Source organism: Nocardia terpenica, from assembly GCF_013186535.1.
Lineage (GTDB): Bacteria > Actinomycetota > Actinomycetes > Mycobacteriales > Mycobacteriaceae > Nocardia > Nocardia terpenica.
This window is the reverse complement of record NZ_JABMCZ010000005.1, coordinates 1,677,609-1,699,445: the sequence shown is the minus strand read 5'-3', so window position 1 is coordinate 1,699,445 and position 21,837 is coordinate 1,677,609. Positions and strand designations below refer to the sequence as shown.

The following is a 21,837-nucleotide window of genomic DNA, read 5'->3' as shown; positions in this document are numbered from 1 at the left end:
CAGTGCGGCGCGTTCACACCCGGTCACGCCCACCCCTGAAACCGCCACCGAGATGACCGTCTACCAGGAGATGAGCGCGCCGTGTAATGCTGCTGTGGCGCTCCACCAGAGCGCCACACGGCCGCCACAGAATCAGCCGCGGTCGGTGAAAAAATCCGAGACCCACCCCGCATCCGATTTGCCATTGCGCACGCCCGCCTCACGTGCATGCAACCATTTCCGGCCGGTTTCGGAGCGGCGTGAGACGTGGGTGAATTTTTTTCCTGCTCGATGTCCGAAAACCAGCTGAAGGGAGGAGTGCTGCCGGTAGAAACACCCGACCGGAAAGAGGTACTCCCGATGACCCAGAACCAACCCACCCGCCGCACCGCCGCCCGGGGTACGGGGACAGCGCCCGCGATGATCCCGACCACGCTGTGGGCGGCCGGGCCGACACCCATCGACCCGCACGACCCGTGGCCGCCGCGCCTGCTCACCCGAGCCGTGCTCGAATACAGCCGCCCCAGCGACCGGGTCATGCTGCTCCCCGACACCAGCACCCCCACCACCTCGACCCTTGCCGAACTCGGCCGGATCCCCGTTCCCGCGACCACCGGCCCGGACGAGTCGGTGCCCGTCGCCGACACCGACCTGATCCTGACCACCCTGCTCCCGGAGCCCGAACCACAGACCGTGCCGGAGGCAGTCCAGGTGGCCTCGGCCCGGTTACGAGTCGGCGGCCTGCTCGTCGTGTTCAGCCGCTGCGGCCACGACAGCGACGGTCACCTGCGCGACCTCTCCGGCCACCTGGTCAGCGCCGCACAACACTGCGACCTGCTCTACCTACAGCACCTGATCGCCGCCCCCGTCCACGGCACCGCCATCGTCGCCGCCCCCACCCACCCCGGCACCCCGTGCCGCGTCGTGGCCGGTCCGGACGAGCACAACGACATCATCCACACCGATGTCTCGGTGTTCTTGCAGCCGCACGACCTCACCACCGCCGCATGAACCCCAGCCCCACACCCCGCCCACGCGCGCCGCACCCCGGCGCGTTCACCCCCACCGCGAAAGGCCATCCCCCCATGTACACCAGCGAACCCACCACCGCGTACGACCGCACCCCCGCCCAGGGGCGGGTATCGGTGTGGGCGACCGCGCAGACCGCGCCCGCCGCCCAGCGCGGCACGCGCTACCACCGCGACTCCTCAGCGCACCCGGCGAAAATGCTGCCCCACATCGCCGCCGCAGCCATCACCCGCTACAGCAAACCCGGCGACCTGGTGATGGACCCCATGTGCGGAATCGGCACCACCCTGATCGAAGCACTCCACCTCGACCGCCAAGCCGTCGGCGTCGAATACGAGCCCCGCTGGGCCGACACCGCGCGAACCAACCTGAAGATCGCCCGCGAACACGGCATCAACACCGAAGCCACCGTATACACAGGCGATGCCCGCAAACTCGCCACCTGCCTGCCCGCCGACCTGCGCGGCACCGTCGACCTGCTCATCACCTCACCCCCATACGGAGACTCCACACACGGCCACGTCCGCGTCCGCGCCGGGGAAGGAGTACACAAAACCAACAACCGCTACGGCAACACCCTCGACCGCGGCAACCTCGCCAACATCGGCGTCCCCCGCCTGTTGACAGGATTCACCCGCATCCTCACCGCCGCCGCCGACTACCTCAAACCCGGCGCACACGTCATCATCACCGCCCGCCCCTGGCGACAGCACGCCGAACTGATCGACCTACCCTCACTACTCACCGAATGCGCCCAAACCGCCGGACTCGTCCCCATCGACCGAGCCGCAGCACTACTCGGCCGCCTCACCAACGGCAGCATCGTCGCACACAGCTCCTTCTTCCAACGCGACTTCGTCCTCAAAAACCGCGACGCCGGACTGCCCCTGGCCCTCATCGCACACGAAGATGTCCTGGTCTTCCGCAAACCTCGAACCTGTCGACGGCAGGTGAAAACTGGATCTGGCACAAATTTCGTGACCCGACCGACCGGGTTGTTCACTCGCTCAACAGGATTCGCTTGCGGAGCAGGTCGGTTTTCGCGCGGCCGAACATCTGTCGCTTGAGCATCTTGATTCGGTTGACGTGGCCTTCGACCGTTCCGCTGCTCCAAGACATGGTCAGCCCGGCGGTGACCGCGTCCTGATCGCTGCGCAAGCCGCGCACGAACGAGTGCAGCGCGGGCTGGTCGTCGGCGTCGACGGTGGCCATCCACCGTTCGAGATCCTGCCCGCGCCGCTGGCCCATGATGTCGGCGAACGCGCGGACGTGCCCGGTCAGCGCGGCCAGTTCCGGGCTGACTGCCAGGATCGCGTCGAGGCTCGTCCGGTGCTCGGCGGCGAGGGTGGCGGGGTTGGTCATGATCCAGGCGACGACTTTGCGGACGGTCGGTGGCTTGGGTGGCGCGACCGGGACGTGCGTGAGGGCACGCAAGGGCTGCAGGTAGTTGCGTACCAGCTTCTCGCTGCCTTGGTATCCGCGGGCCTTGATCTCCTCGAACAGTTGGGTTGCGTTGGTGCACCCCTGGTTCCACCGCCGATGCAGCTCAGGCTTGTATGCCTCGAGAATGCTGACTCGGAATCCGAGGCGGTTGTTGACCAGCAGCTCCTCGACCGACTCGGCGCGGACGAAGCGGCGTGTGGTGCCGCGGGACAAGCCCAGCTCGCGGCTGATCGCCAGGATGCTCGTGCCCTGGGCCAGCAGAGCATGGACCTGGTCCCAGCGCCGGCGGGTGCGCACTGCGGTGCGATCCTGCCGTTCGCCGGGCGGGACCGGACCAGGGAGGATTTCGGCGGCAATCGCGGCGATATCGGGCCTGTCCTGCGGTTCAGGGGCGGTGATCGCGGCGGGCAGGCTGGCGCGGTGGCGTGCCACGGTCCGTTCGACCGCTTCGCCGAGGTTGTGCCAGATGTGCCAGCGATCGGCGACCTGCACCGCGTCCGGCGCCCCGGCGGCGGCGCCTTCGGCGTAAGCGCCGGCGCGGTCGCGGCAGACGATCTCCACGCCCGGGTGGGCCCGCAGCCAGGCCGTGAGGGTGTCCGCAGTCCGGTCGTCCAGGACCTCGATCGGGCGGCGGGTCTGCATGTCGATCAGGATCGTGCCGTAATGATGCCCGCGGCGCAGGGCGAAGTCGTCCACGCCCAACACCCGCGGGACCGGGGGCTGAGGATCGGGCAAGGCCCGGATCTGGCGCAGCAACGTCATCCGGCTCACTGTCGCGGCCAGGTGCCGGGTCAGTCGCGCTCCCGCGCGCCCGCCCAGCGCCAGCGCGACCGCGCACAACGCACGCTGCAGAATCAGGGTGCGGCGAGCATGCCTGGCCGCCAGCTGCGGCACCTGCTCGGCGAAAGTTGTTTTCCCGCAATCGGAATTGCCGCAGAACAGCCTGCGGACCTGTAACCCGATCACGACTTCGCGGCCGGTGATCGAGGTATCGGACAACCGTCGCCGGTACCGGCTGTGGACCCGCGCAGACAGTGTCCCGCAACCGGGACACCCGGCCGGTCCGTCGCCGGTCGCAGCCTCGATCCGCACCGTCGAACCCGCCGCACGGACGACCTCGATCCGCAGACCATCCAGGTGCGGGAACAGGACCCTCATCGCTCCAAGATCAGAACACTCGCGACATGATGAACTATCAACCGCCCCTTCGCATCCCGAACCGGTCAATCACCAAGTCTGTGCCAGATCCAGGATTCCGCTGCCGTTGACAGAACCCACCGGAGTTCACCGAAACTGAAGCACCTTCAGCAGGAACCGGGGTGGTCATCGGCGTCGTCTCGGCTGTTCGGGGCTCGGGCTGGTATGGAACCGGGCGGGCTAGCGGCATGAGTCCCACCCATCGTTGTGCGGCATGGCAGAGCCTTGGTAAGGTTCTGCGCTCGCCGAGACCGACCGGCCGTGATCGGATCGCCGCGCCGCCGGATACGGCGGCCCGAGTCTTAGCGTGATAGTCGCACCAGGCGTGGGCGCACTGCCTGGTGCGACTATCCCGATCTGCGCATTCGTCGGCTGCTGGCCGCCCATTTCCGGAACGTTCTGGCCGAAGCACATGTATTGGCCTCGGGTTGCGGGTGACCCACCCGAATTGCCCGACCCAACCGGCTGTCGCAGCCCTACGTTGTGGGTCGTTGAGTGCGGCGAGGATCGGGGAGTCCTGGGGGAACGCCATTCGGGTAGCGCTGGAGGAGGAACACGGCGGAGTAGCTGACCAGTGCGTAAGCGGGAATGGCGGCAGCCGGGCCTGGCCTCGACTATTCCAGCGTCGGATACCCGCCGTCCCAGCCTGCAACGTGTCGATCAGATCCGACTCACGGCAGGCGCCGTCAAGGACGCGCAGCTCACCGGCATGCAACTGATACTTGCCGGTGATCCTCGTCCGCAAGTTCCAAGCTGTAACCGAAAGATCGTGGGGTGCAGTGGATTTCGCCATCAAAGCGACCTCTTGGGTCTGTCTAGCATCGACCGCCAGGGCCCTAGCGCCGCGCTCGAGGGACGAGTGGATCATGATCAACTTGCGTCTGTACGCGGCCGAGTTGTCAGTGGTATTTGGAGCCGACTAGATGCACGGACAGAACCGCCCGCAAGCAGTAACCTCCAGAAAGTGTCCACGGCTGTCGGTTCGAATGGCGAAGCTCCGAAAGATCGTCCGCCGCAACAACCTACACTGGTCAGCGCGATACCCTTCTGGGGGTTCAGCGTTCCGGTACACCGCCGGAAGACTACGCGCGAGGGATTGCTTGGATTCGTCGCTGAACCACGCGCGCCGCCATCACCGGAGTGGCTCTCATCATCGCTTCGGTGGTGGCCTTCACGTTGAGACCTGGTGGCTACTTCTTGATCGCCGGTCAGCGGGTATCGGTGACGAGCGGTCTTTTGGTCCTGCCGCTCTCCTGCTTGATAGTCTCGGGCGCCCTGCGGATTTGGCGCAAGCCAAGCGCAGGAGCCTTTAGGTCGTGCAATCCTGGCTATTCGTCCGGGAAACCGGGCGAGCATATACGACCATCAAGGCCGACCTGCGGGAGGCACGGCGGCTCTACTATCGAGTTCGCCTGACAACGTCGCGGTGATTACCTTCGGGCAGTTTCACCGATAAAGAGGTCATCTGCTGTCGGGCGCTGTGGGCGGTTGCCGGGCGTCGGCCGATATGTTGCCGATGCCACCGGGCGACGGATCGCGGTGTAAGTGTCGAGCGCTGCGGCGATCGTATCTGTGTGGCGCAGGCATCTTGCGAGAACGACGGCATCCTCGATGGCGGATGTGGCACCGCGTCCTGCTGCTGGTGAGACCGCATGGGCGGCATCGCCTGTCAGCACTGTGTCTGTGCGGTTCCATATGCCGCGGGGGTCCAGTTCGTAGAGTGCGAATTGATCGCTCAGTTCGGATATGTCGAGGACTGCGGCCACCGGGGTTGACCGTAGGGGGTGCAGCAATTGGGCGAGGTTGACCACGTCTGTCGGATCGTCGGAGTCGTGTCGACTGAACCAGAATGAGCCATCTTTATCATCGCCGACGTAGCCGACGACGCCGTCTGGGTGACTCCAGAAGTGAAGCACGTGCCTCGGCAGCCCGGGCACTGCCTTGGGGTGGTGACCGTATCGGATGATCTGTCCAGTGAAGCTCAGCGGTGTCGTGTTTCCGAGTAGGCGCCTGGTTGTCGAGCGTGCTCCGTCGGCCCCGACAACGAGATCGGCGCTTGCCTCGTTTGCGGTGACAGCGGTGTTGAAGTGACAGTGGACATCCACTTGATCGAGACGATCGCGCAGTACTGAAAGCAGGTCTCGGCGCCAGACATGCGTGCTTGACCAGCGGTGGCTGGTCTCATACCGGGAAAGTCTGTCCTCCCGCCCTGTCACAGTGTTCATCATGCGGGCCTCGACGACTGGGAAACCGACAGCTCGGATCTGTTCACCGACGCCAAGCTGATCCAGTGCCGTAATTGCTGATGGTCCTAGCGTCACCCATCCGCCTTCGGCGGTGGTGCGGGTTGTCGCCTCGTAGACCTCCACATCGGCACCAATCTTGGCCAGCGCCAAGGCGGCGGTGGTTCCGGCGATCCCACCGCCGATCACTGCCGCGCTCAGCCACGCCGTCATGCTCGAACCCTCCTTGTTGTGAGCTCTATGAAGTTCCACTTGCTGAATTGGGGACACGTAAGGCGCGCTGGTTGAGATATCGGCCTACTGCGGAGAGTAGTCGACGGTCGCCATCGAAGGAATTGGCACTGTCTGCCGCTGCTCGTACCGCGGTCCCGTAGAGAACAGGCCGTTTCTGGTTGGCAACGGCAACCCGGAGGATTTCTGAGGTATAATCCGCAACAGTCGTGGCCCGGTTGGGGTCTATCTGTGGGCTTAGGAGCATCAGAGCGTCACGGATATCGACCATCATGGCCTGGCGGCGTTCCAGAACAGATGTCAGAGGTCGCAGCGCATCAAAACGCGGCGAAATCCGTGGAGGCAAGAACTGTACAAGGGTGGCAGACGCTATTTTCCACAACCAATGCAGTCTCACGATGTCACGCACCGCTGCCAGGCCCGTCAGTAGGTCCCGAATGCGCATTACGATCCCGTACCACGATATGCCGACAATGAACATAAGTTGGCCGATATAGACCTCCCAACGTCCGGCAGCGATTAAACCATGGGGTGGACGGTTTGATTGGGCATAGTAGAACAGCTCTACGGTGAACGTCGTCTCGGCGACGAAGGATAGAGCTAACCCGATGGCCGCTATAACTATGCCTCGTGCCGCCGTGCCGGACAACAAACGCAAGTAGGCCACCGCATACCAGATGGTGACGAGGTCGATTGGTAGCAGAAAAATTTTCTCGGCAAAGTTGAAGTCGACCACGGCTGGATCGGCGAAGCCGTACGGTCTGGAAGTTGGGTGCGTCTTGAGGTCCGCCGCGAGTAACAACACAACAGAGACTGCCATGGGGATCAGGCTGATGGCGAGAACTCGTTTGACGACTTCCCGGCGCTGCGATGCAATTAGAAAAAATGCGGCTGTAAAGTATTTGTAGAATAATAGCACGACCACTCCGATGAACTCGTAGTCCATGCGATGAAGAAGCCATGGGGCAGCGGACCCCTTCGCGTAGTCACCGAATGCGAGACCGATGGCATCGCAGAGGAACGCCCCGATAACAGCAAGTAGGGCCGGATCGGAATTGTTCCGGTACTGTCGGTTCTTCCAGATAGCGGCAACCATAAATATCGCGATAAGCACTGGATGCGGGATATAGATCATAGCCAGCCCAAACGTTCTCGCAGCGGAGCCGAGGCGTCGACGACGGGAATCATGGGCCTAAGATCTTTGGTTCGGTCCAGGGCGCGGCCCAATTGATAAGTCCAGCGTCCCAGGATGTTAGCGCAGTACTCCGCTTCCCATTCCATCTGCGCCGACATGTCGAAATGACATGTGCCAGAGCGGCTATCATAATGCCCGGATATGATATGTCCGAGCTCGTGCGCAATGCCATGGTCCTGATGCCACCGCGATGTGGCTTGCTGGTAGGTGATGACGTAGGCATCGAGTGGGGAAGTTAACTTGAGAGTGATGGCGAAAAAACAGTCGACTGGCAACAGCCTCTCCTGTAGGAGGACACTGGTCCCAGTGAACTGGCTATAGCGCTCAACGAGCTGACGTATGCTGAGCGACTCACGAATACCCATTCGCCGGATCAACACTCGAACTTGTTTCTCCACCGCCCGAATATGGCTGGCATTCGGCTTGAAACACGGTCGGCGAAGATCATCGAGCCGGTGCGTTGCATCCATGCCTTAGTCGCCGCTCGACTCTTCTGGGCGGCGACGTCGATACAGTTCATGCGATTGAAGGTCTCGGAGAATATCGCTGACAATGGACATAAAAGTGGATCGCCCGACATCGTTAAGTGTACTAAGCTCGGACAGGCGAAATCCGACTGCCTCTACGCCGGAGTCGGCGAGTTCCTTGCGAAACTTGGACTCTAGCCGAGCTTGGTCAGCAGCCGCACCATCGAGAAACTCGCGAACATCGACTCCCAAGGCAAGCGAAATTCCCTCGATTACCCTGAACCCGGGATTGCGTACACGGCCAAGTCTGATATGTGAGACTTGCGCAGGACTGACAGGGTAGCCCAATTCGGTCGAACGCTCGGCAATATCCTTGTTGCTGTACATCCGCGAATCGCGTTGTTGTGCGGCCTCAATCACCTGGTTCAAGCGTCGGCCGATCACTCCAACCTCTGCATCATCCGGCTCTGCCACTGCCACACACCCTCCGATCGGCACGAGGATACAACAGCTTCTGCTCTGTCCAACGGGCTCGGCTTCCGCGGGAGCGACCCGGCCGGAGGTCCCTACCCGAACCACACGGCTCCTGGGCGAATCTTCGAATCCCTCTGGCGTTCTCATCCTAGCACGCTACACTCGGATCCTATAGATCGGCGTGGCACTGCCGCCACATACCATCGTCGTCCTATCTACAGGGGCGCGACGACCGGCATGCATAGAGATTCGGCACTGTGCATAGAGAGCTTGACTGTCGACTGGCTCTGCTTGACGTCATCGCGGCTTATGGATCGGGGTGTCGTGGCCATAAGGCGCATCCGTATATCACGTACCAGCCATGAGGGAGGATAGACAGTGGTCAGTGAGTCCAAGGGCGATTGGACAATAGATGCTACAAAACTTCCATTTGGTAACGATTCATTTGGGCTCGAAAGGATTGGCAGTGTAACTGAAGTGCCAATCGGAGAGGTGGTCGGTCACATTTCGCCGAGAGTGGCAGGAGAAGATGCAGCACATACCCGACTTCTGGCCGAATCGAGCGATGCACTTCCACCGATTCTCGTGCACAAACCGTCGATGCGCGTAATAGACGGACTACATCGATTGAAGGCGGTCCAATCAAGAGGTGAGGATGTAGTCAGGGTTCAGTACTTCGATGGTACGGACGAGGAAGCATTTCTGTTGTCTGTACAACTGAATATATCACATGGCTTGCCGCTTTCGCTTGCCGATCGCAGATCAGCTGCGAGTCGAATACTAATGTTCCACCCGGAATGGTCTGACAGGTGGGTTGGTCGGATTGCGGGCCTGGACCACAAGACTGTCGGGACTATTCGCCGGAGCTCAACTGGGGAAATTCCCCAGTTGAGCTCGCGCGAGGGGCGCGACGGTCGCGTTCGACGTGCGAAGCGGATCGGGCGAAGACCACAGGTTCCAAGACGAAACATCGAGACCGAGAAACGTTCAGCGGTCAATCCAGCCGAGGTAACGGGCCGGAACCGTACAAGTGGGTGCGCAATAGAGTCGCCGGAGACTACAGCCAGCCGACTGCACGTCAGGCCAGTACAGCGGGATAGTCTTCCGCATGAAGGACGCGACCGAAGCGCAAGAATCGATATGGAGTCCAGCCTTAAGCGTTTGCGAACCGACCCATCACTTCGCTTTAGCGATTTTGGACGAGCATTGATCAGGTGGTTAGAAGCAAGCCCTCGCACGGCAGAGGAGTCTATTGCAATTGCAGATCGGGCACCGGCGCATTGTCTGGATCTGCTTGCGTCGATTGCCAACCAGAACTTGGAAAACTGGATCAGAATATCCGATAGATTGAACCAGCGTAAGCAAGTGAATTGACAATCTGAACAATGAGAGCAGACTTCCCGACCTGGACTTTATAGATAATCCTCCGATGTGAATTTCCATTGGAGTAATGGAGCTATAGATTCTCGGATGAGAAGTGTTGATGTGGCGCTTGCCGGGCATGAGGAGCAGCGCTCCGGTAGAACCAGGTTGTCCTGCGACACGGGCGATTCGCCACGGAAACGCCGATGTCTAATTGCCTGACGGCGTCATCGCCATGAGCAAATTCGGCGTGACACAAGGCGATTATCTCGGGAAGTTTATTGGCGTCGTGGCCGATTGGAATTGTCGTAACGGTCGCGAGAGGACGTCGACTCCAGCTCTGCAATTCGACGATTATCATGGTGAACAGTTTCACATCCACTCCGAGACCGGTGCACTGTGGATCCGCCTCGGCAGATGCATCTAGCGGATCAGCATTGGCATTATTCTGCCCTGAGAATAGTTTGCAGGGGCAACAACAAATAGGCTCTCCACCCGGTCGTTGACGGCAAACTTTCCTTATGGAACTATTGCCTCGACTTGATGTTATGTGAGCAGAAGGGGAGGCTAATCAACTACCTGTATTGTCTCGGAGCTACCATCGCCGCTGGGCGGCGCGCCTTACCCTGACCTCCTTGAGCTGTCTGAAGCCTTCACGTTCCGACAGTCGCGTTCATCTGCGAAGTTTTTATGCGCTTCCACCACGCAGTGGCCACAAACCGAGTGACAGAGCGGGGGAATCATATGTCAGAAATCAGCCGACCGATGAGCATGCTGGCGGTTCTTCTGATTAGACATCGTTATCGCGCCCAGTTGAGTCAGGAGGAGCTGGCGGAGCGGGCGCAAATCAGTGCAAGAGCGTTGAGAAATATCGAGCTCGGGAAGACACGGTATCCGCATGCCAGAACAATACACCTGATAGCAGAGGGGCTGGAACTCGACTCTGCTGAGCGGGAGACGCTGCTCAGCCATGTCAAACGTCCACTCAAGCGCGTCGAGGGAGTTCCGGAAATTATTCCGGCTATCCGACCTGGGCGATTCGAAGTACAGGATGCAATATAGCTATAGGCACGCAGTGCCTGCCACCGTCTAGTTCGGCGGTGTTCTGATGGCCCGGGACAAGAATCGAGGAAGCAATGGATCCCCCGAATTCGATCCGAGCGCAGGATGGTCGGTAAGGATCGGCTGATGCGAGGGATCAGCCGATCGTCGACATCGTGTTTCGAAGTTCGAACGAACGTCAATTATTCAACATGTTTCAACTGATGGAGGAAGTCATGCTGCTTGAGAAGGTCAATGCCGATAACACACTGGTCGGAGAGCTGAAGGCGGCCGCGCTCCCGGGGCCTGCGACTCCGGTTATGTCCACCCCCACCTTGGTGCGTGTCATCGCGAATGTGGCCCAGGCTACCAAGGCCACTCGTGCGGCTGGCTGATCGTCGACCCGGTCACATCTGCGGAAGGCGTGTGCGCCGCTATTAGGGATACGAAGGGGTAATCCCACCGATGGGCGGGGAACCGGGCGTTCCCCGCCCATTCCTAGACGTAACTACAAGTATGCGATCGGGAAGATATGATGTTCCATATTCGGTCGGCTGCCGACTCACTCTATTCCGCGCCGCTCAATACCGCCGAGAGATTTTCCGCCGCCACCCAATTGCTGTCCAGCCTCGAATATTTATCCCGTAGAGCCGACCGTGAGCTGGGGGGTCTGAATAACTGGAGTCATACCCGGAGCCAAGTACCAGCAAAGACCAAAGCGGTGCAAGCGATCAGAGACTTCGTTGCTCGCGAGCGGGTGACTCAGGGCGTGCACGTTTCCCGCGCCCTGGCCGCGGTCGTACTCATCTCGCCGGTGCGAAACAACAGGGCGAGGTTGATTGCGAGCGCCTATCTGTCCGGCAGCGAAAGCCTGGTCTATCTGCGGCATCTCTTCGGCACCGACGGCTCCGACCAGGTGGCCTTCCTCGTGCAGGCCGCCGCCACGCTCGGTAGAGCCGGTGGCACCGCCGGAACCCGTGACGCCGCAGTGCAGTTCATCGGCGCCCAGACGGTCCTGTCCTACGGGGCATCCGGGTGGGCTAAACTCGCCGGTGACATGTGGCGGTCGGGCGATGCGCTTGTGAAGATCATGCGCACGCAGACCTATGGCGATGAGCGGATCTTCAACCTTTTGAAGAAATATCCCACTGCTTCCCGCACTCTCTGCCATGTAGTGGTCGCTCTGGAGAGTGGATTTCCGCTGCTGCTCCTGAAGAAGGGTAAGTACATCGACGCCGGGCTGACGGCGATGGGCCTTTTCCACCTGGCCAATGCACGCTTCATGGGGTTGTCGCGTTTTGCATGGGCATTCTTGTCGACCTATCCATCGGTGCGGGCATTGGCCAAGGGCACCAATGAGGGGCAGCCGAACAGCAGGAAATTCGTGGGAATTACCGCAGTCGGTCTGGCGTCGTGCCTGGTAGCTGGTCTGGCACACCAAAGTTATGCCACCATCAGGACCCGGGCCGGCCATGCCGGATTCGAGCGGCACCAAGTGCGCTGCAGCAGTGGAAATATCGTCACATACTATCTCCGGAGAGGAACGAGCGGCGGGCCCACCTTGGTGTGTGAGGCCGGACTTATGAGCTCATCCGCCGCATGGCTGCTGGTGGCCGACCATCTGGATCCATCGATCTCGGTGGTGGTGTACGACCGCGCCGGATATCGCAGCTCGCTGCGGGGCAGCCTAGAAGATTATTCGATTGGCGAGTCGGTCAGCGATTTGGCCGACGTCATAACCGACGCTGTCGGAGCCGAAGGTCGGTGTGTGCTGGCCGGTCACTCGCTGGGCGGCTATCTCGCCCATCGTGTCGCCGCGATCATCCCGGACCTCGTGCGTGGTCTTGTACTGGTCGACCCCATGCATCCGCGCCAGTTGACCCACTCCCGCAGGCGGCGCGAAGGCGCAAGAGGAACGAACCTCGCAATGCGTCTCGGTCGATGGTCGGCGGTGTTCGGCAGCGGGATGCTCCTGGACAAGAAGGGAATGTTTTCCGCCGTCGCGGGCAGCCCGTATTATCGGACACTACGCCTTGAATCCTCCAGTCCTGGAACATGGAACGCGGCTCGCCGAGAATGGAGCTGTTCCTACAGTTTCATGCTCGATGGCGGTCGGTCGCTGGATCGTTTGCAGATACCGATCTCGGTCATGGTGGCTGAATCCACGATCCGAGATTTTCCTGAATACGGCGATTTGCACGAGGACTACATTAAGTCAGGAACCGGAGGGCGGGTCGTTACTGTCACAGGCTCCAGCCACCAGTCCATCATCGACGGTATGGAGTACGCACCGCGCACCGCGCAGCTGATCGAAGAAACCGTAATGCAGATAGCGGATCAACTCCAGGAAAGAACGATGACAGCAGGGGGCGTGGCATGAACAAGTCTCTGACCCTGGTCGAGTGGGCAGTCCCCACGATTCTCGCTGGCTGGTTCATTGCATCAGTGTTGGGTCAGCATCCTGATCGCACCTACGACAAAATCCGCCGGGTGGACAAGTCCAGCGGGGGAATGTTCATCCCGAACTGGCGGTTCTTCGCTCCGGAACCTGGGACAGACGACACTCATTTCCTGTATCGGCTCGCTAACGAAGACAAGTCCGAGCACACCGAGTGGCGCGAGGTGTTCTCATTCGCACCCCGAAAGCTGACCCATGCCTTCTGGTTTCCTGGCCGTCGGATCGAAAAGGCGATATTCGATGTGTCCTCGACACTCATGCACAACCCTGAAACCGCGTTGGAAAAGGAAGCGAAACGGTCGGCCTGTCAGCTCGTCAATGAATTCGTTCGTCGGCGCCTGACGCCCCACCCGGACTACCCGTTGTTCCAAGTGCTAATGGTGCGATACTCCGGATACGACCACGGCGAAGATCCCAAATACGACATGATCTTCGACTACGAGAAGGTCGGTGAGCCGTGAAGATATCCGTAATCGTGCTCCGGCACCGGCTGTTGATCACCGTCGGTACCTTGATGGGCTTGGCCGGTGCCATCGCCACACTGCTCCAGCCATTGTTGATCGGTCATCTGATCGAAGCGGTGTCGGTCCGGAATTCTCTGCTATGGCCGATCATCCTCATCTCTGTTCTGTTCGCGGTAGATGCTTCGATGGCTGCGGTTCATTTCTACCTGATAGGCAAAGCCGGGGAACGCATCGTCCTCGATATGCGCACCACCCTCACCGGACGTCTGCTCCATTCGCGGATGCGGGCGTTCGGGAAACTTGAGCACGGTGATGTATTCACTCGCACCGTCGCTGACACGTCGCTTGCCCGTATCGCTTTGACCTCGTCTGTCGCCCAGATCATCACCAGCGGATTCCTCACCTTCGGCTGCGTTGCCGCGATGGTGTGGATCGACTGGAGGATGCTGTTGGTCACTGCCGGGTGCCTCGGCGTCGCCTCGGCGGCGAGCCTCGCTCTGGCCCGAGCGGTTCATGTCGCGGCGATCGAGAATCGTGAAGACATCAGCGATTACGGTTCCGGCATCATGCGAGTCCTCGGCGCGCTGAGTACAGTCAAAGCATCCCGTGCCGAACAGCGCGAGAGCGAACGCCTCGAAAATCTAGCGGGTGCCGCATGTGCAAGCGGTATCCGGGTAACCCGACTGTCCGCGCTACTCATGCCAGCCCTCAACGTTGGCACCCAGGCGTCGCTGGCAATCGTCATCGCCTGGGGAATGGCCCGCACCGCAACCGGAAATCTCTCGATCGAGAACCTCACGGCATTCATCATGTACCTGTTCTATCTGGTGTCCCCATTGGTCATGCTGTTCATGGCACTCGGAGATTTCCAGCAGGGGCGGGCGGCAGTCAATCGGGTGACGGACCTCGCAACGATAGAGCAGGAACCCGCCGTCGAAACGCCTTTCCGCGGCCCGGCCGCGAGGACCACCACACCCGCGATCGAATTCGACGACGTGACTTTCACCTATCCCGATACCACAACCCCCGCTGTGGCGAGTGCGTCATTCGCGGTGCCCACCACCGGCGTAACGGCAGTTGTAGGTCCGTCCGGCTCCGGAAAGACCACCTTGTTCCAGCTAATCGATCGTTTCTACCTTCCGGATCGCGGCGTGGTCAGGCTGTCGGGCGTGGATATCTCCGCCATACCGCTCGACGAACTACGGTCACGTATCGGTCTGGTCGAACAGCATGCGCCGCTGATGCGCGGAACGGTCAGAGAGAACCTCACGTACGCATGGCCCAGTGCCACTGATCACGAAATCGATCAGGCAATAGAAGCAGCCCATCTCACCGATGTCGTCCATGCCTTACCGGAGGGGCTCGACACCGTGCTCGGCGAGGACGGAACCGGTCTGTCCGGCGGACAGCGTCAACGGTTGGCGATCGCCCGCGCCCTGCTGCCCCGACCGGATGTGCTGCTGCTGGACGAAGCCACGTCGAACCTGGACTCCGACTCCGAAACGGTGCTGCGAGAGACCATCAACACGATCGGATTACGCTGCCAGGTGCTGGCGATCGCGCACCGACTGTCCACCGTGTCCGAAGCCAACACGATCATCGTTATGGAAGCAAGCCGAATCCGTGCCATCGGCACTCACAAGGAGCTGATGGAATCGGACGGCCTGTATCGACGACTCGTATCTCAACAAATGGTCGATGCACAAGCCGAAGACCGAATGGTGCCCGAAAGTCTGGCGCGATGACTCGGGTCGACGTGGCGGTGATCGGTACGGGACCCAACGGTTTGGCCGCTGCGGTGACGATGGCCCGCGCCGGACTTCGGGTAGAACTGCACGAGGCAGCCGAAACGATCGGCGGTGGGCTACGCACTCAACCGCTCCTTGACAGAGACATTGCCCACGACATCTGTTCCGCAGTACACCCGATGGCACTGGCTTCCCCGTTCTTCGAGCAATTCGATCTTTCCCGGCGGGGAGTGGCGTTCGCGACGCCTCGGATCAGCTATGCGCACCCCCTCGATGACGGTCGCGCCGGTCTCGCGTACCGGGACCTGGAAACCACGTGCACGCGTCTGGGGGGCGATGGGAGCCGGTGGCGCGATCTGATGGCTCCGCTGATCGAGCACAGTTCCGGCGTCGCTCAATTGATGCTGTCCGGTGGGCAGGTCCTGCCCCGCAGTCCTTCCGCTGCTTTTGTCCTGGCACCCCGAATCCTGTCTCACTGCACGCGGTTGGCCACTCGGCGTTACGCCGGTGCAGAAGCCAAAGCCCTGTTCAGTGGATTGGCAGCCCACGCAAACGGGCGGCTGCCCAGCGTCGTGTCCGCAGCGGTCGCTCTGCTGCTCGGTCACCTTGCCCACACCACCGGGTGGCCGATACCACGGGGCGGCAGCACACGCATCGCCGCGGCGCTGGTCGCGGACATCGAAGCGCACGGCGGCACCGTGCACACCGCCAACCGGATAGACGATCTCCGCGAACTCGCCGATGCCCGGGTGATACTCTGCGACCTGAGCCCGAAGGAGTTCGTCCGCATCGCGAAACACGAGCTACCCGCGCGGTACGTCCGCCGACTCGGCAGATTTCGTTATGGCCCTGCTGCCGCCAAGGTCGATTTCCTGGTGAATGAACCCATCCCGTGGACGAATCCGGAGGTGGCTCACGCCGGAACCGTTCACCTCGGGGGCACCCAGGCCGAAACCTTCCGACAGGAAACACACACTGCTGCCGGTATCGGCACCGGAGCGCCCTTCGTGCTCGTGTCGGACCCGGCGGTTGCCGACCTGGACCGCGCCCATTCGGGTAAGCGTCCCGTCTGGGCATACGCCCACGTGCCGAATGGCGACGGCGTCGATCCGGTGCCGATGGTCTGCAGGCAAATCGAACGCTACGCCCCGGGATTCTCGGAGACAATCATCGCCGCACGGGGCATCTGTGGGGCCGAGTACGAGGCCTACAACCCGAACTATGTCGGTGGTGACATCGGCGCGGGTGCGGTGACCCTGCGTCAAGCATTGCTACGGCCCACCCTCAGGTGGGGCATGCACTCCACCCCTCTCCCACACGTGTACTTGTGTTCGGCCTCCACACCGCCCGGGCCCGGCGTGCACGGGATGTGCGGGTATCTCGCCGCCAAGTTGGCACTACGCCGCCGATTCGGGCTCAGCGTCCCGGCACTGGCGCCCGGACTCTCTGAAGCACGATGACTGCCCAAAGTCTTTCGAGGTGTTGGTGCATATGAAACTCACGACGATTCTGACCTTCCTGATCGTGGCCGTAGTCGGCTCGATCGGTCCTGCCTCCGCCCGCGTGCCACAATCCGAAATTCATTACTCGGCAGCCGTAGTCGGCGGGTCGGTAGCTCTTACCACCGATGGCGGTTCGTTGAAGACTGATGGCCGCCGACTATTCATACTCGACAACAGTGACGGGCTGGTTGCCTCGATCCCGCTGTCCTACGACCGGGACAGCCGAACGTGGCCGATAACGGCCGCCATCGACAGCAATACCGCCACGCTAACCCCGCGCGCCCACCCAGACTCGGCCGCGACACCTGCAGAGACACCGCATGACATCGCCATAGACCCGCAGTCCGATGCATTCGACAACGCGCTCGTTCGTTTCTCCACGCAGATCAATCTCGCAGTGACGCTGGGAACGCTCATCGGCACAGTCGTAGGAGCCGGAATCGGTTGCCTGGCGGGAGGATCCGTCGGCGCGGCAATCGGTGCAGTGGGAACGATCGGTGTGCTTTCTATACCGGGCTTTCTTGGTGGTTGCCTGGTGACGGGGGCTGTCGGCGCAGGCATTGGAGCCACGGTTGGCACGATTGTCGTCGGCGGCCCGGCCGCAGTGATCGGTGGCCTGCTTTTCCTCGATGCACTCAACCGCCAGAACACTAATTGACGTGCCGTCATTCCAATTAGCCCATGGCGTAGGCGTCTACCAGCCAGCTGATCACGTCGCCGGTGATCAGCTGGGCTTGGTCGTCGCCTCGGTTGGTCACCACGGCGAAGATGAGGTTCTTCGCCGGCACTAGCCAGGCATTGGCGGTCCACAACGTGTTGGAACCGACGTGGCACAGCACCCGTCCGTCCGCCCAATCGCGGTTACCGACCACCCAACCGGCTGCGTAGTCACCACCTGGTGGTGGCTGATGCAGCCGGGACATAGTGGTCGGGGTAAGGATGGCCGGTTCGGTACGAGCGCCCGCAAGGTGCTGGGCGAGGAATCTGCCCCAATCGGCGAGTGTGCAGTGCACTGTTCCCGCCGGACCGAGTGCGGGTGGATTGTCCGAGTGCGGGTCACCCGGCGGGATCGGCCTGAGAGTGCTGTCGTGGCCCCACGGCTGGCCGCTGGTCTCGGAAGCACTTGGGGCACCGAACCCGGACGAATACATCCGGAGTGCGGTGAAAAGTTCTGTGCGAATGAGGGATTCCCAGGAGATCCCGCACCGCTGCTCCAGAAGCATGCCGAGGACTATGTACCCGACGTTCGAATATGCGAACTGCCCTGGCACTTGGGCTCGTGGCCGAGCCAGAACAGCACGCACCATCTCAGCGCGGCCAACCGACGCTTCAACGTTGTTGGATGCCATCAGGTCCCATATGTCGTCGGGAAAGTTCTCAGGCGTACCGCCGCGATGATGCAGCAGCTGTTCGACCGTCACCCCGGCGTAATCCCGGTGGACCGCCGCCCCCACCAGACCTGCCTCTCCGGGACAAGGCGGCCCGCCAGCCAGCAATTCGCCCAGGCAGTCCTCGAATCGAAAGATGCCGCGATCCACGAATAGGCCGATCAAGGTCGCGGTCATCGCCTTGGTGTCCGAGCCCAAATGCCAGCAATCACCTACGGTCACCGGAGCTGGGTGATCATACTTACGTACCCCGACCGCGGCGGTTGCGAGCAACGTCGATCCCCGCCACACCGCTGCGGCCAACCCGGGCAGCTGGCCCATTTCACGGAAGCGTTCCAAAGCGAAACGGAGGTCAGTGGTCGATGGCCTCGGGTCGGTGTTTTCGGTCACTCCACCATTGGACCATTCACGACGCCCCGGCACAGGCGCGGCGCTGGTCAAAGAATATTTAGGCAGTACAGGGGTGGTCTTGCGTGGTCCAGGCCAACAAAGGTCCCTCCTCTACGGCTGTGGCGATAGGCGTGACCGGACCGGGCACTGGTTCCGCCCAGTCGTGGAGTGAATGGGGCGGAAGGTGCTGCATGCCTGTTGGTTCCGTCAGTTCATGTCCGGGTGGATGGTCTGTTGGTCGTGGTACCGTCCCGGCGGTTCTCGTGTGGATATCGAAGGGGGTGGTGTGTGTGCTGGTTGATCCGGCGATTCTGCGGGCCTTCGCGGTGCAGGTGGGTGAGGCGTCGAAGGCGGTGTCCGATGCGGGGTTGAAGGACAAGGTGTTCGGGTCTGGTGATGGTGTGGGTGGTTCGGCGTTGCAGTGGGCGGCGCATGGGCTCGGGGTGAATCTGGATGGGCCGCTGGCGAAATTCGCCACCGAGGTCGGGTGGATGGGTGATGCTGTGCGTGGCGCGGCCGACACGTTCGAAGTCTCCGACGAGGAGCTTGCTGGCCGGTTCGCCATGCTCTACACCGATCCGCCGAAGGCGAAGGGGAAGTAGTCGCGATGCTGCCCACGCGTTCTCAGCTGCACGGATGGAACCTCGGCGAGCTGCTGGCAGCGTCGGCGAATGTGCGCACGGCCGGGGCGCAGATCGAAGAAGCGATCACGACGCTGAAATCCCAGTGCGCCAGCCTGCCGGAGTTGAAGGTGTGGGAGGGCGCGGCGCATGATGCGGCGTTGGCGATGTTCGGGCGTTCGGGCAGCCAGGCGGCGGCGTTCGCCGATATCGCCGCCGAGATCGCGACCACGCTGGACACCGCCTACCATGCGTTGAGTTCCGTCAAGGGCCGGATCGATACCGCGGTCGAAGCGATCGAGAACGGGCCGTTGTGGGTCAGTGACGCGTGGGTGGTGCTGGTCCGCGGTAATCAGCCGATGGCCGGTGAGCAGGGCGCCACGGTGCGGAGGGCGCAGGCGGCGTGGCAGAAGGTGCTCAACCCGTTGCTGCTCGAGCTCAGCGCCGCCGACGAGAACGCAGCGCAGGCGTTGGTGGGCTCGGACAAGGACCACGGGCTGGGGGATTTCCTGCCGATCCTCGGCAAACCGCTGGACGCGGCCCCTGATCCCGGCACCGCGTTCGGGTTGACCCAGCAGCAGCGGATCGAGGCCGAGGACGCGGCGGTGACGGTGGCCGCGGTGACCGACGAGGACACGGGCGGGTCGCATGTCAAGACGGTCACGATGCAGGACGGCAGCAAGAACGTGATCACCACGACTGCCAGCTACCAGCCCCAGCCCGGCGACCCGGCCGACGCGCATCCGGGTCTGGGTCCCACGCCCGGTGCCAAGGTGCAGACCGCCACGACCTACGACCCGTCCGGGAAGGTGGTCGGCAGCGTGCAGACCATCACCGAGAAGGACGGCACGATCCGCACCAACACTTCCTTCCCGGGCAAAGCGTTCTACAGCGCGCAGCAGAAGCCCGGCGAGCAGCCGAAGGTGGAGCTGGCGATCGGGCCGGACGGCAAGCCTCTCGATCCGGCGAAACAGGATGTCTTCTTCACCCACCCGTATCTGACCACCGTCGGTGGCGCGGTCACCGGCCTGGATAACCGTGCCAGCAGCGGGAAGTCGATGATGCTGCTCAACGAGAGCGAGATCAGCGGCGTCAAGATCGGGGCGAAGTTCGCCGGTCCCGCGCTTGGTGTCGCGACCACGTTGTGGGATATGTCGGCGGCCCGAAACGCGCACGATGCGTGTGTGGCAGGTATTTCGGGCACGCTCGGCACGGTCGGCGGGACTGTCGCCGGTACGGTGGGCGGTATGGCAGGCGCGGAAGGAGGACCGTTGGCCGTGGCGACCGCGGCGGGCGCGGGTATGGCCGGGACCTGGATCTTCGGCAAGATCGGCGAGCAAGTCGGCCAGGCGATCTGCCGATGACCGCACCCCGCGACTATCCGCTGCCCGCGAGCTGGACCATCCCGGTGCCGTGGAAGCTGGGGTTGGCCGTGGTGCTGTTCGGTCCGCTCGGCGCATTCCTGCTCGGGTGGAGCATCGTGTCGCTCGCCTCGCTGCACTGGCTGCGATTCGTCTTCTTCCTCAGCGCGGGAACAGCATTCGTCGCCTTGCCAGCCCTGGCGCTGATCAAGAACGCCACCCGCAACCGGACACGAGTAGGAAACGCGCGGGCGCGGTCACGAGACGGGCGCACCGTGCTGCAACAACCGAGGGCGGCAGAGATCCTCACGGTGGTGCTGCTGGCCTGCATGGTGGTGGGTGGACTGACCTTCAGCCTCGGCACCTGGACACACACGCTGGCCCTGACCCAAGGGGTCCGCAGCAACACCTCGTTCGCTCCGGCGGGTCTGGTCGTGGCCGTGCTGGCGGCGGTACTGCTCGTCGCCTACGCCATCCGGGGCTCGATCGGCGAGATCGCCCTGTCACCATCCTCGGTGACGACGCCGAATTCGTTCTTCGGCAACACCGAAACGAAATGGCGCGACATCGAACAAGTCGCCACCCCGAATGTAGACGCCCGGATCGTGGCACTGAGATTCAACGACCGCGTCATCCATTCCAAGCCCGCCCTCGAGGTCAGCGTCGCTGAGTACGCCGTCGGAGCCGCCGCCGCGTACCGGCTGATCGAGTTCTACCACCGCCACCCCCAGCTCCGCGTGGAGCTCGCCGACCATCGCGCGGCCGAGCGGCTGCACACCTACCGGGTGCTCGAATCTGGTTCCGACAGTACGGAATCACCGTCTCGACCTGGCTCGGAGTCGCGATGACTGACGACAAATACGGCTGGCTGCCGCCCGCGTACGCCGACCTGCTGCGGCAGGCCGACCACGAAGAAGAACTCGCCAAACAACGTGCCCAACAGTCAGCCGAGCCACCGTCCCCGCCCGCGCAGGATGTGCGACGACCACCACCCGCGCAGCCCACGGTCGGACCGATTGACGACGAGGACGACGACGATCCGTACTACCGGCGCGACAGCTGGATTTCCTCCGGCGAACCGCAGACATACCAGGGTGAGAAATGGTCCAAGCAGTGGCACCCTCCCGTCATCGGCGGCGACACCTAACGCCGGGCACGGCAACGCTGTCGCGGGACGAGCATCGGCGAAAATCGTTGTACGCCAACCGGAAGCGGCGACACTCATACCGGATTGAATCGAGTTGC

20 protein-coding genes are annotated in these 21,837 nt (G+C 62.2%); 14 read left to right on the top strand and 6 right to left on the bottom strand.

Features of this window, described 5'->3' with window-relative positions; translation table 11 throughout:
* Nucleotides 1-339 precede the first annotated feature (339 nt).
* Nucleotides 340-990, top strand: a complete 651-nt coding sequence (locus HPY32_RS43675) for a hypothetical protein (RefSeq protein WP_171983322.1) — start codon at nucleotides 340-342, stop codon at nucleotides 988-990.
* Nucleotides 987-2,075, top strand: a complete 1,089-nt coding sequence (locus HPY32_RS43670) for a TRM11 family SAM-dependent methyltransferase (RefSeq protein ID WP_171983321.1) — start codon at nucleotides 987-989, stop codon at nucleotides 2,073-2,075. The genes HPY32_RS43675 and HPY32_RS43670 overlap by 4 nt, the downstream gene beginning before the upstream one ends.
* Here HPY32_RS43670 and HPY32_RS43665 read toward each other — a convergent pair.
* The 5 genes from HPY32_RS43665 to HPY32_RS43645 form a co-directional block, all read right to left on the bottom strand.
* Nucleotides 2,008-3,609, bottom strand: coding sequence for an ISL3 family transposase (locus HPY32_RS43665; protein WP_067585841.1), 1,602 nt, complete (start codon nucleotides 3,607-3,609; stop codon nucleotides 2,008-2,010). The genes HPY32_RS43670 and HPY32_RS43665 overlap by 68 nt on opposite strands.
* Before the next feature lie 1,469 nt (nucleotides 3,610-5,078).
* Nucleotides 5,079-6,104 carry an FAD-dependent oxidoreductase gene (locus HPY32_RS43660; RefSeq protein ID WP_082871200.1) on the bottom strand — a complete coding sequence of 342 codons (1,026 nt, stop codon included), beginning with the start codon at nucleotides 6,102-6,104 and terminating at the stop codon, nucleotides 5,079-5,081.
* 25 nt (nucleotides 6,105-6,129) lie between these two features.
* Nucleotides 6,130-7,257 (bottom strand): hypothetical protein, encoded by a 1,128-nt coding sequence (locus tag HPY32_RS43655; RefSeq protein WP_156674351.1) that lies wholly within the window; start codon nucleotides 7,255-7,257, stop codon nucleotides 6,130-6,132.
* Nucleotides 7,254-7,787, bottom strand: coding sequence for an ImmA/IrrE family metallo-endopeptidase (locus HPY32_RS43650; protein ID WP_156674352.1), 534 nt, complete (start codon nucleotides 7,785-7,787; stop codon nucleotides 7,254-7,256). The genes HPY32_RS43655 and HPY32_RS43650 overlap by 4 nt, the downstream gene beginning before the upstream one ends.
* 3 nt (nucleotides 7,788-7,790) lie before the next feature.
* The gene (locus HPY32_RS43645; protein WP_156674353.1) at nucleotides 7,791-8,258 is read right to left on the bottom strand and encodes a helix-turn-helix domain-containing protein; all 468 of its coding nucleotides are present in this window, start codon (nucleotides 8,256-8,258) and stop codon (nucleotides 7,791-7,793) included.
* 600 nt (nucleotides 8,259-8,858) lie between these two features.
* On the opposite strand from HPY32_RS43645, the gene HPY32_RS46990 reads away from it, so the two are divergent.
* From HPY32_RS46990 to HPY32_RS43605, 8 genes are all read left to right on the top strand, one after another.
* The gene (locus HPY32_RS46990; RefSeq protein ID WP_507236522.1) at nucleotides 8,859-9,632 is read left to right on the top strand and encodes a hypothetical protein; all 774 of its coding nucleotides are present in this window, start codon (nucleotides 8,859-8,861) and stop codon (nucleotides 9,630-9,632) included.
* Nucleotides 9,633-10,364: 732 nt separating this feature from the next.
* Nucleotides 10,365-10,682 carry a helix-turn-helix domain-containing protein gene (locus HPY32_RS43635; RefSeq protein ID WP_171983320.1) on the top strand — a complete coding sequence of 106 codons (318 nt, stop codon included), beginning with the start codon at nucleotides 10,365-10,367 and terminating at the stop codon, nucleotides 10,680-10,682.
* A gap of 155 nt (nucleotides 10,683-10,837) precedes the next feature.
* Nucleotides 10,838-11,056, top strand: coding sequence for a hypothetical protein (locus HPY32_RS43630; RefSeq protein WP_156674355.1), 219 nt, complete (start codon nucleotides 10,838-10,840; stop codon nucleotides 11,054-11,056).
* Between the two features lie 137 nt (nucleotides 11,057-11,193).
* On the top strand, nucleotides 11,194-13,041 hold the full coding sequence (locus HPY32_RS43625) for an alpha/beta fold hydrolase (RefSeq protein ID WP_082871203.1): 1,848 nt from the start codon (nucleotides 11,194-11,196) through the stop codon (nucleotides 13,039-13,041).
* On the top strand, nucleotides 13,038-13,580 hold the full coding sequence (locus HPY32_RS43620) for a hypothetical protein (RefSeq protein WP_067585854.1): 543 nt from the start codon (nucleotides 13,038-13,040) through the stop codon (nucleotides 13,578-13,580). Before HPY32_RS43625 ends, HPY32_RS43620 begins: the two co-directional genes overlap by 4 nt.
* A complete protein-coding gene (locus HPY32_RS43615; protein ID WP_067585857.1) occupies nucleotides 13,577-15,328 on the top strand; it encodes an ABC transporter ATP-binding protein in 1,752 nt (583 codons plus the stop codon). The genes HPY32_RS43620 and HPY32_RS43615 overlap by 4 nt, the downstream gene beginning before the upstream one ends.
* Nucleotides 15,329-15,339: 11 nt before the next feature.
* Nucleotides 15,340-16,791, top strand: a complete 1,452-nt coding sequence (locus HPY32_RS43610; RefSeq protein ID WP_231951574.1) for a phytoene desaturase family protein — start codon at nucleotides 15,340-15,342, stop codon at nucleotides 16,789-16,791.
* Between the two features lie 31 nt (nucleotides 16,792-16,822).
* Entirely contained in the window at nucleotides 16,823-17,491 is a 669-nt protein-coding gene (locus HPY32_RS43605) for a DUF8020 domain-containing protein (protein WP_231951575.1), read from the top strand.
* Between the two features lie 16 nt (nucleotides 17,492-17,507).
* Here HPY32_RS43605 and HPY32_RS43600 read toward each other — a convergent pair whose 3' ends face one another.
* A complete protein-coding gene (locus tag HPY32_RS43600) occupies nucleotides 17,508-18,611 on the bottom strand; it encodes a serine hydrolase domain-containing protein (RefSeq protein WP_156674356.1) in 1,104 nt (367 codons plus the stop codon).
* Between the two features lie 290 nt (nucleotides 18,612-18,901).
* Here HPY32_RS43600 and HPY32_RS43595 point away from each other — a divergent pair, with 290 nt between their 5' ends.
* Genes HPY32_RS43595 through HPY32_RS43580 form a run of 4 tightly spaced genes read left to right on the top strand, consistent with a single transcriptional unit; the run spans nucleotide 18,902 to nucleotide 21,739 of the window.
* A complete protein-coding gene (locus HPY32_RS43595; RefSeq protein ID WP_067595464.1) occupies nucleotides 18,902-19,213 on the top strand; it encodes a hypothetical protein in 312 nt (103 codons plus the stop codon).
* 5 nt (nucleotides 19,214-19,218) lie between these two features.
* Nucleotides 19,219-20,595, top strand: a complete 1,377-nt coding sequence (locus HPY32_RS43590) for a WXG100 family type VII secretion target (RefSeq protein WP_067585866.1) — start codon at nucleotides 19,219-19,221, stop codon at nucleotides 20,593-20,595.
* Entirely contained in the window at nucleotides 20,592-21,440 is an 849-nt protein-coding gene (locus tag HPY32_RS43585; RefSeq protein WP_067585869.1) for a hypothetical protein, read from the top strand. Before HPY32_RS43590 ends, HPY32_RS43585 begins: the two co-directional genes overlap by 4 nt.
* On the top strand, nucleotides 21,437-21,739 hold the full coding sequence (locus tag HPY32_RS43580; protein ID WP_067585873.1) for a hypothetical protein: 303 nt from the start codon (nucleotides 21,437-21,439) through the stop codon (nucleotides 21,737-21,739). The genes HPY32_RS43585 and HPY32_RS43580 overlap by 4 nt, the downstream gene beginning before the upstream one ends.
* The last annotated feature ends 98 nt before the right edge of the window (nucleotides 21,740-21,837 follow it).

Bases quoted from the DNA above. Each gene is read 5' to 3' on its own strand.
- HPY32_RS43675 (WP_171983322.1), top strand. From the start codon at position 340: ATGACCCAGAACCAACCCACCCGCCGCACCGCCGCCCGGGGTACGGGG.
- HPY32_RS43670 (WP_171983321.1), top strand. From the start codon at position 987: ATGAACCCCAGCCCCACACCCCGCCCACGCGCGCCGCACCCCGGCGCG.
- HPY32_RS43665 (WP_067585841.1), bottom strand. From the start codon at position 3,609: ATGAGGGTCCTGTTCCCGCACCTGGATGGTCTGCGGATCGAGGTCGTC.
- HPY32_RS43660 (WP_082871200.1), bottom strand. From the start codon at position 6,104: ATGACGGCGTGGCTGAGCGCGGCAGTGATCGGCGGTGGGATCGCCGGA.
- HPY32_RS43655 (WP_156674351.1), bottom strand. From the start codon at position 7,257: ATGATCTATATCCCGCATCCAGTGCTTATCGCGATATTTATGGTTGCC.
- HPY32_RS43650 (WP_156674352.1), bottom strand. From the start codon at position 7,787: ATGGATGCAACGCACCGGCTCGATGATCTTCGCCGACCGTGTTTCAAG.
- HPY32_RS46990 (WP_507236522.1), top strand. From the start codon at position 8,859: ATGCGCGTAATAGACGGACTACATCGATTGAAGGCGGTCCAATCAAGA.
- HPY32_RS43635 (WP_171983320.1), top strand. From the start codon at position 10,365: ATGTCAGAAATCAGCCGACCGATGAGCATGCTGGCGGTTCTTCTGATT.
- HPY32_RS43625 (WP_082871203.1), top strand. From the start codon at position 11,194: ATGATGTTCCATATTCGGTCGGCTGCCGACTCACTCTATTCCGCGCCG.
- HPY32_RS43620 (WP_067585854.1), top strand. From the start codon at position 13,038: ATGAACAAGTCTCTGACCCTGGTCGAGTGGGCAGTCCCCACGATTCTC.
- HPY32_RS43605 (WP_231951575.1), top strand. From the start codon at position 16,823: ATGAAACTCACGACGATTCTGACCTTCCTGATCGTGGCCGTAGTCGGC.
- HPY32_RS43590 (WP_067585866.1), top strand. From the start codon at position 19,219: ATGCTGCCCACGCGTTCTCAGCTGCACGGATGGAACCTCGGCGAGCTG.
- HPY32_RS43585 (WP_067585869.1), top strand. From the start codon at position 20,592: ATGACCGCACCCCGCGACTATCCGCTGCCCGCGAGCTGGACCATCCCG.
- HPY32_RS43580 (WP_067585873.1), top strand. From the start codon at position 21,437: ATGACTGACGACAAATACGGCTGGCTGCCGCCCGCGTACGCCGACCTG.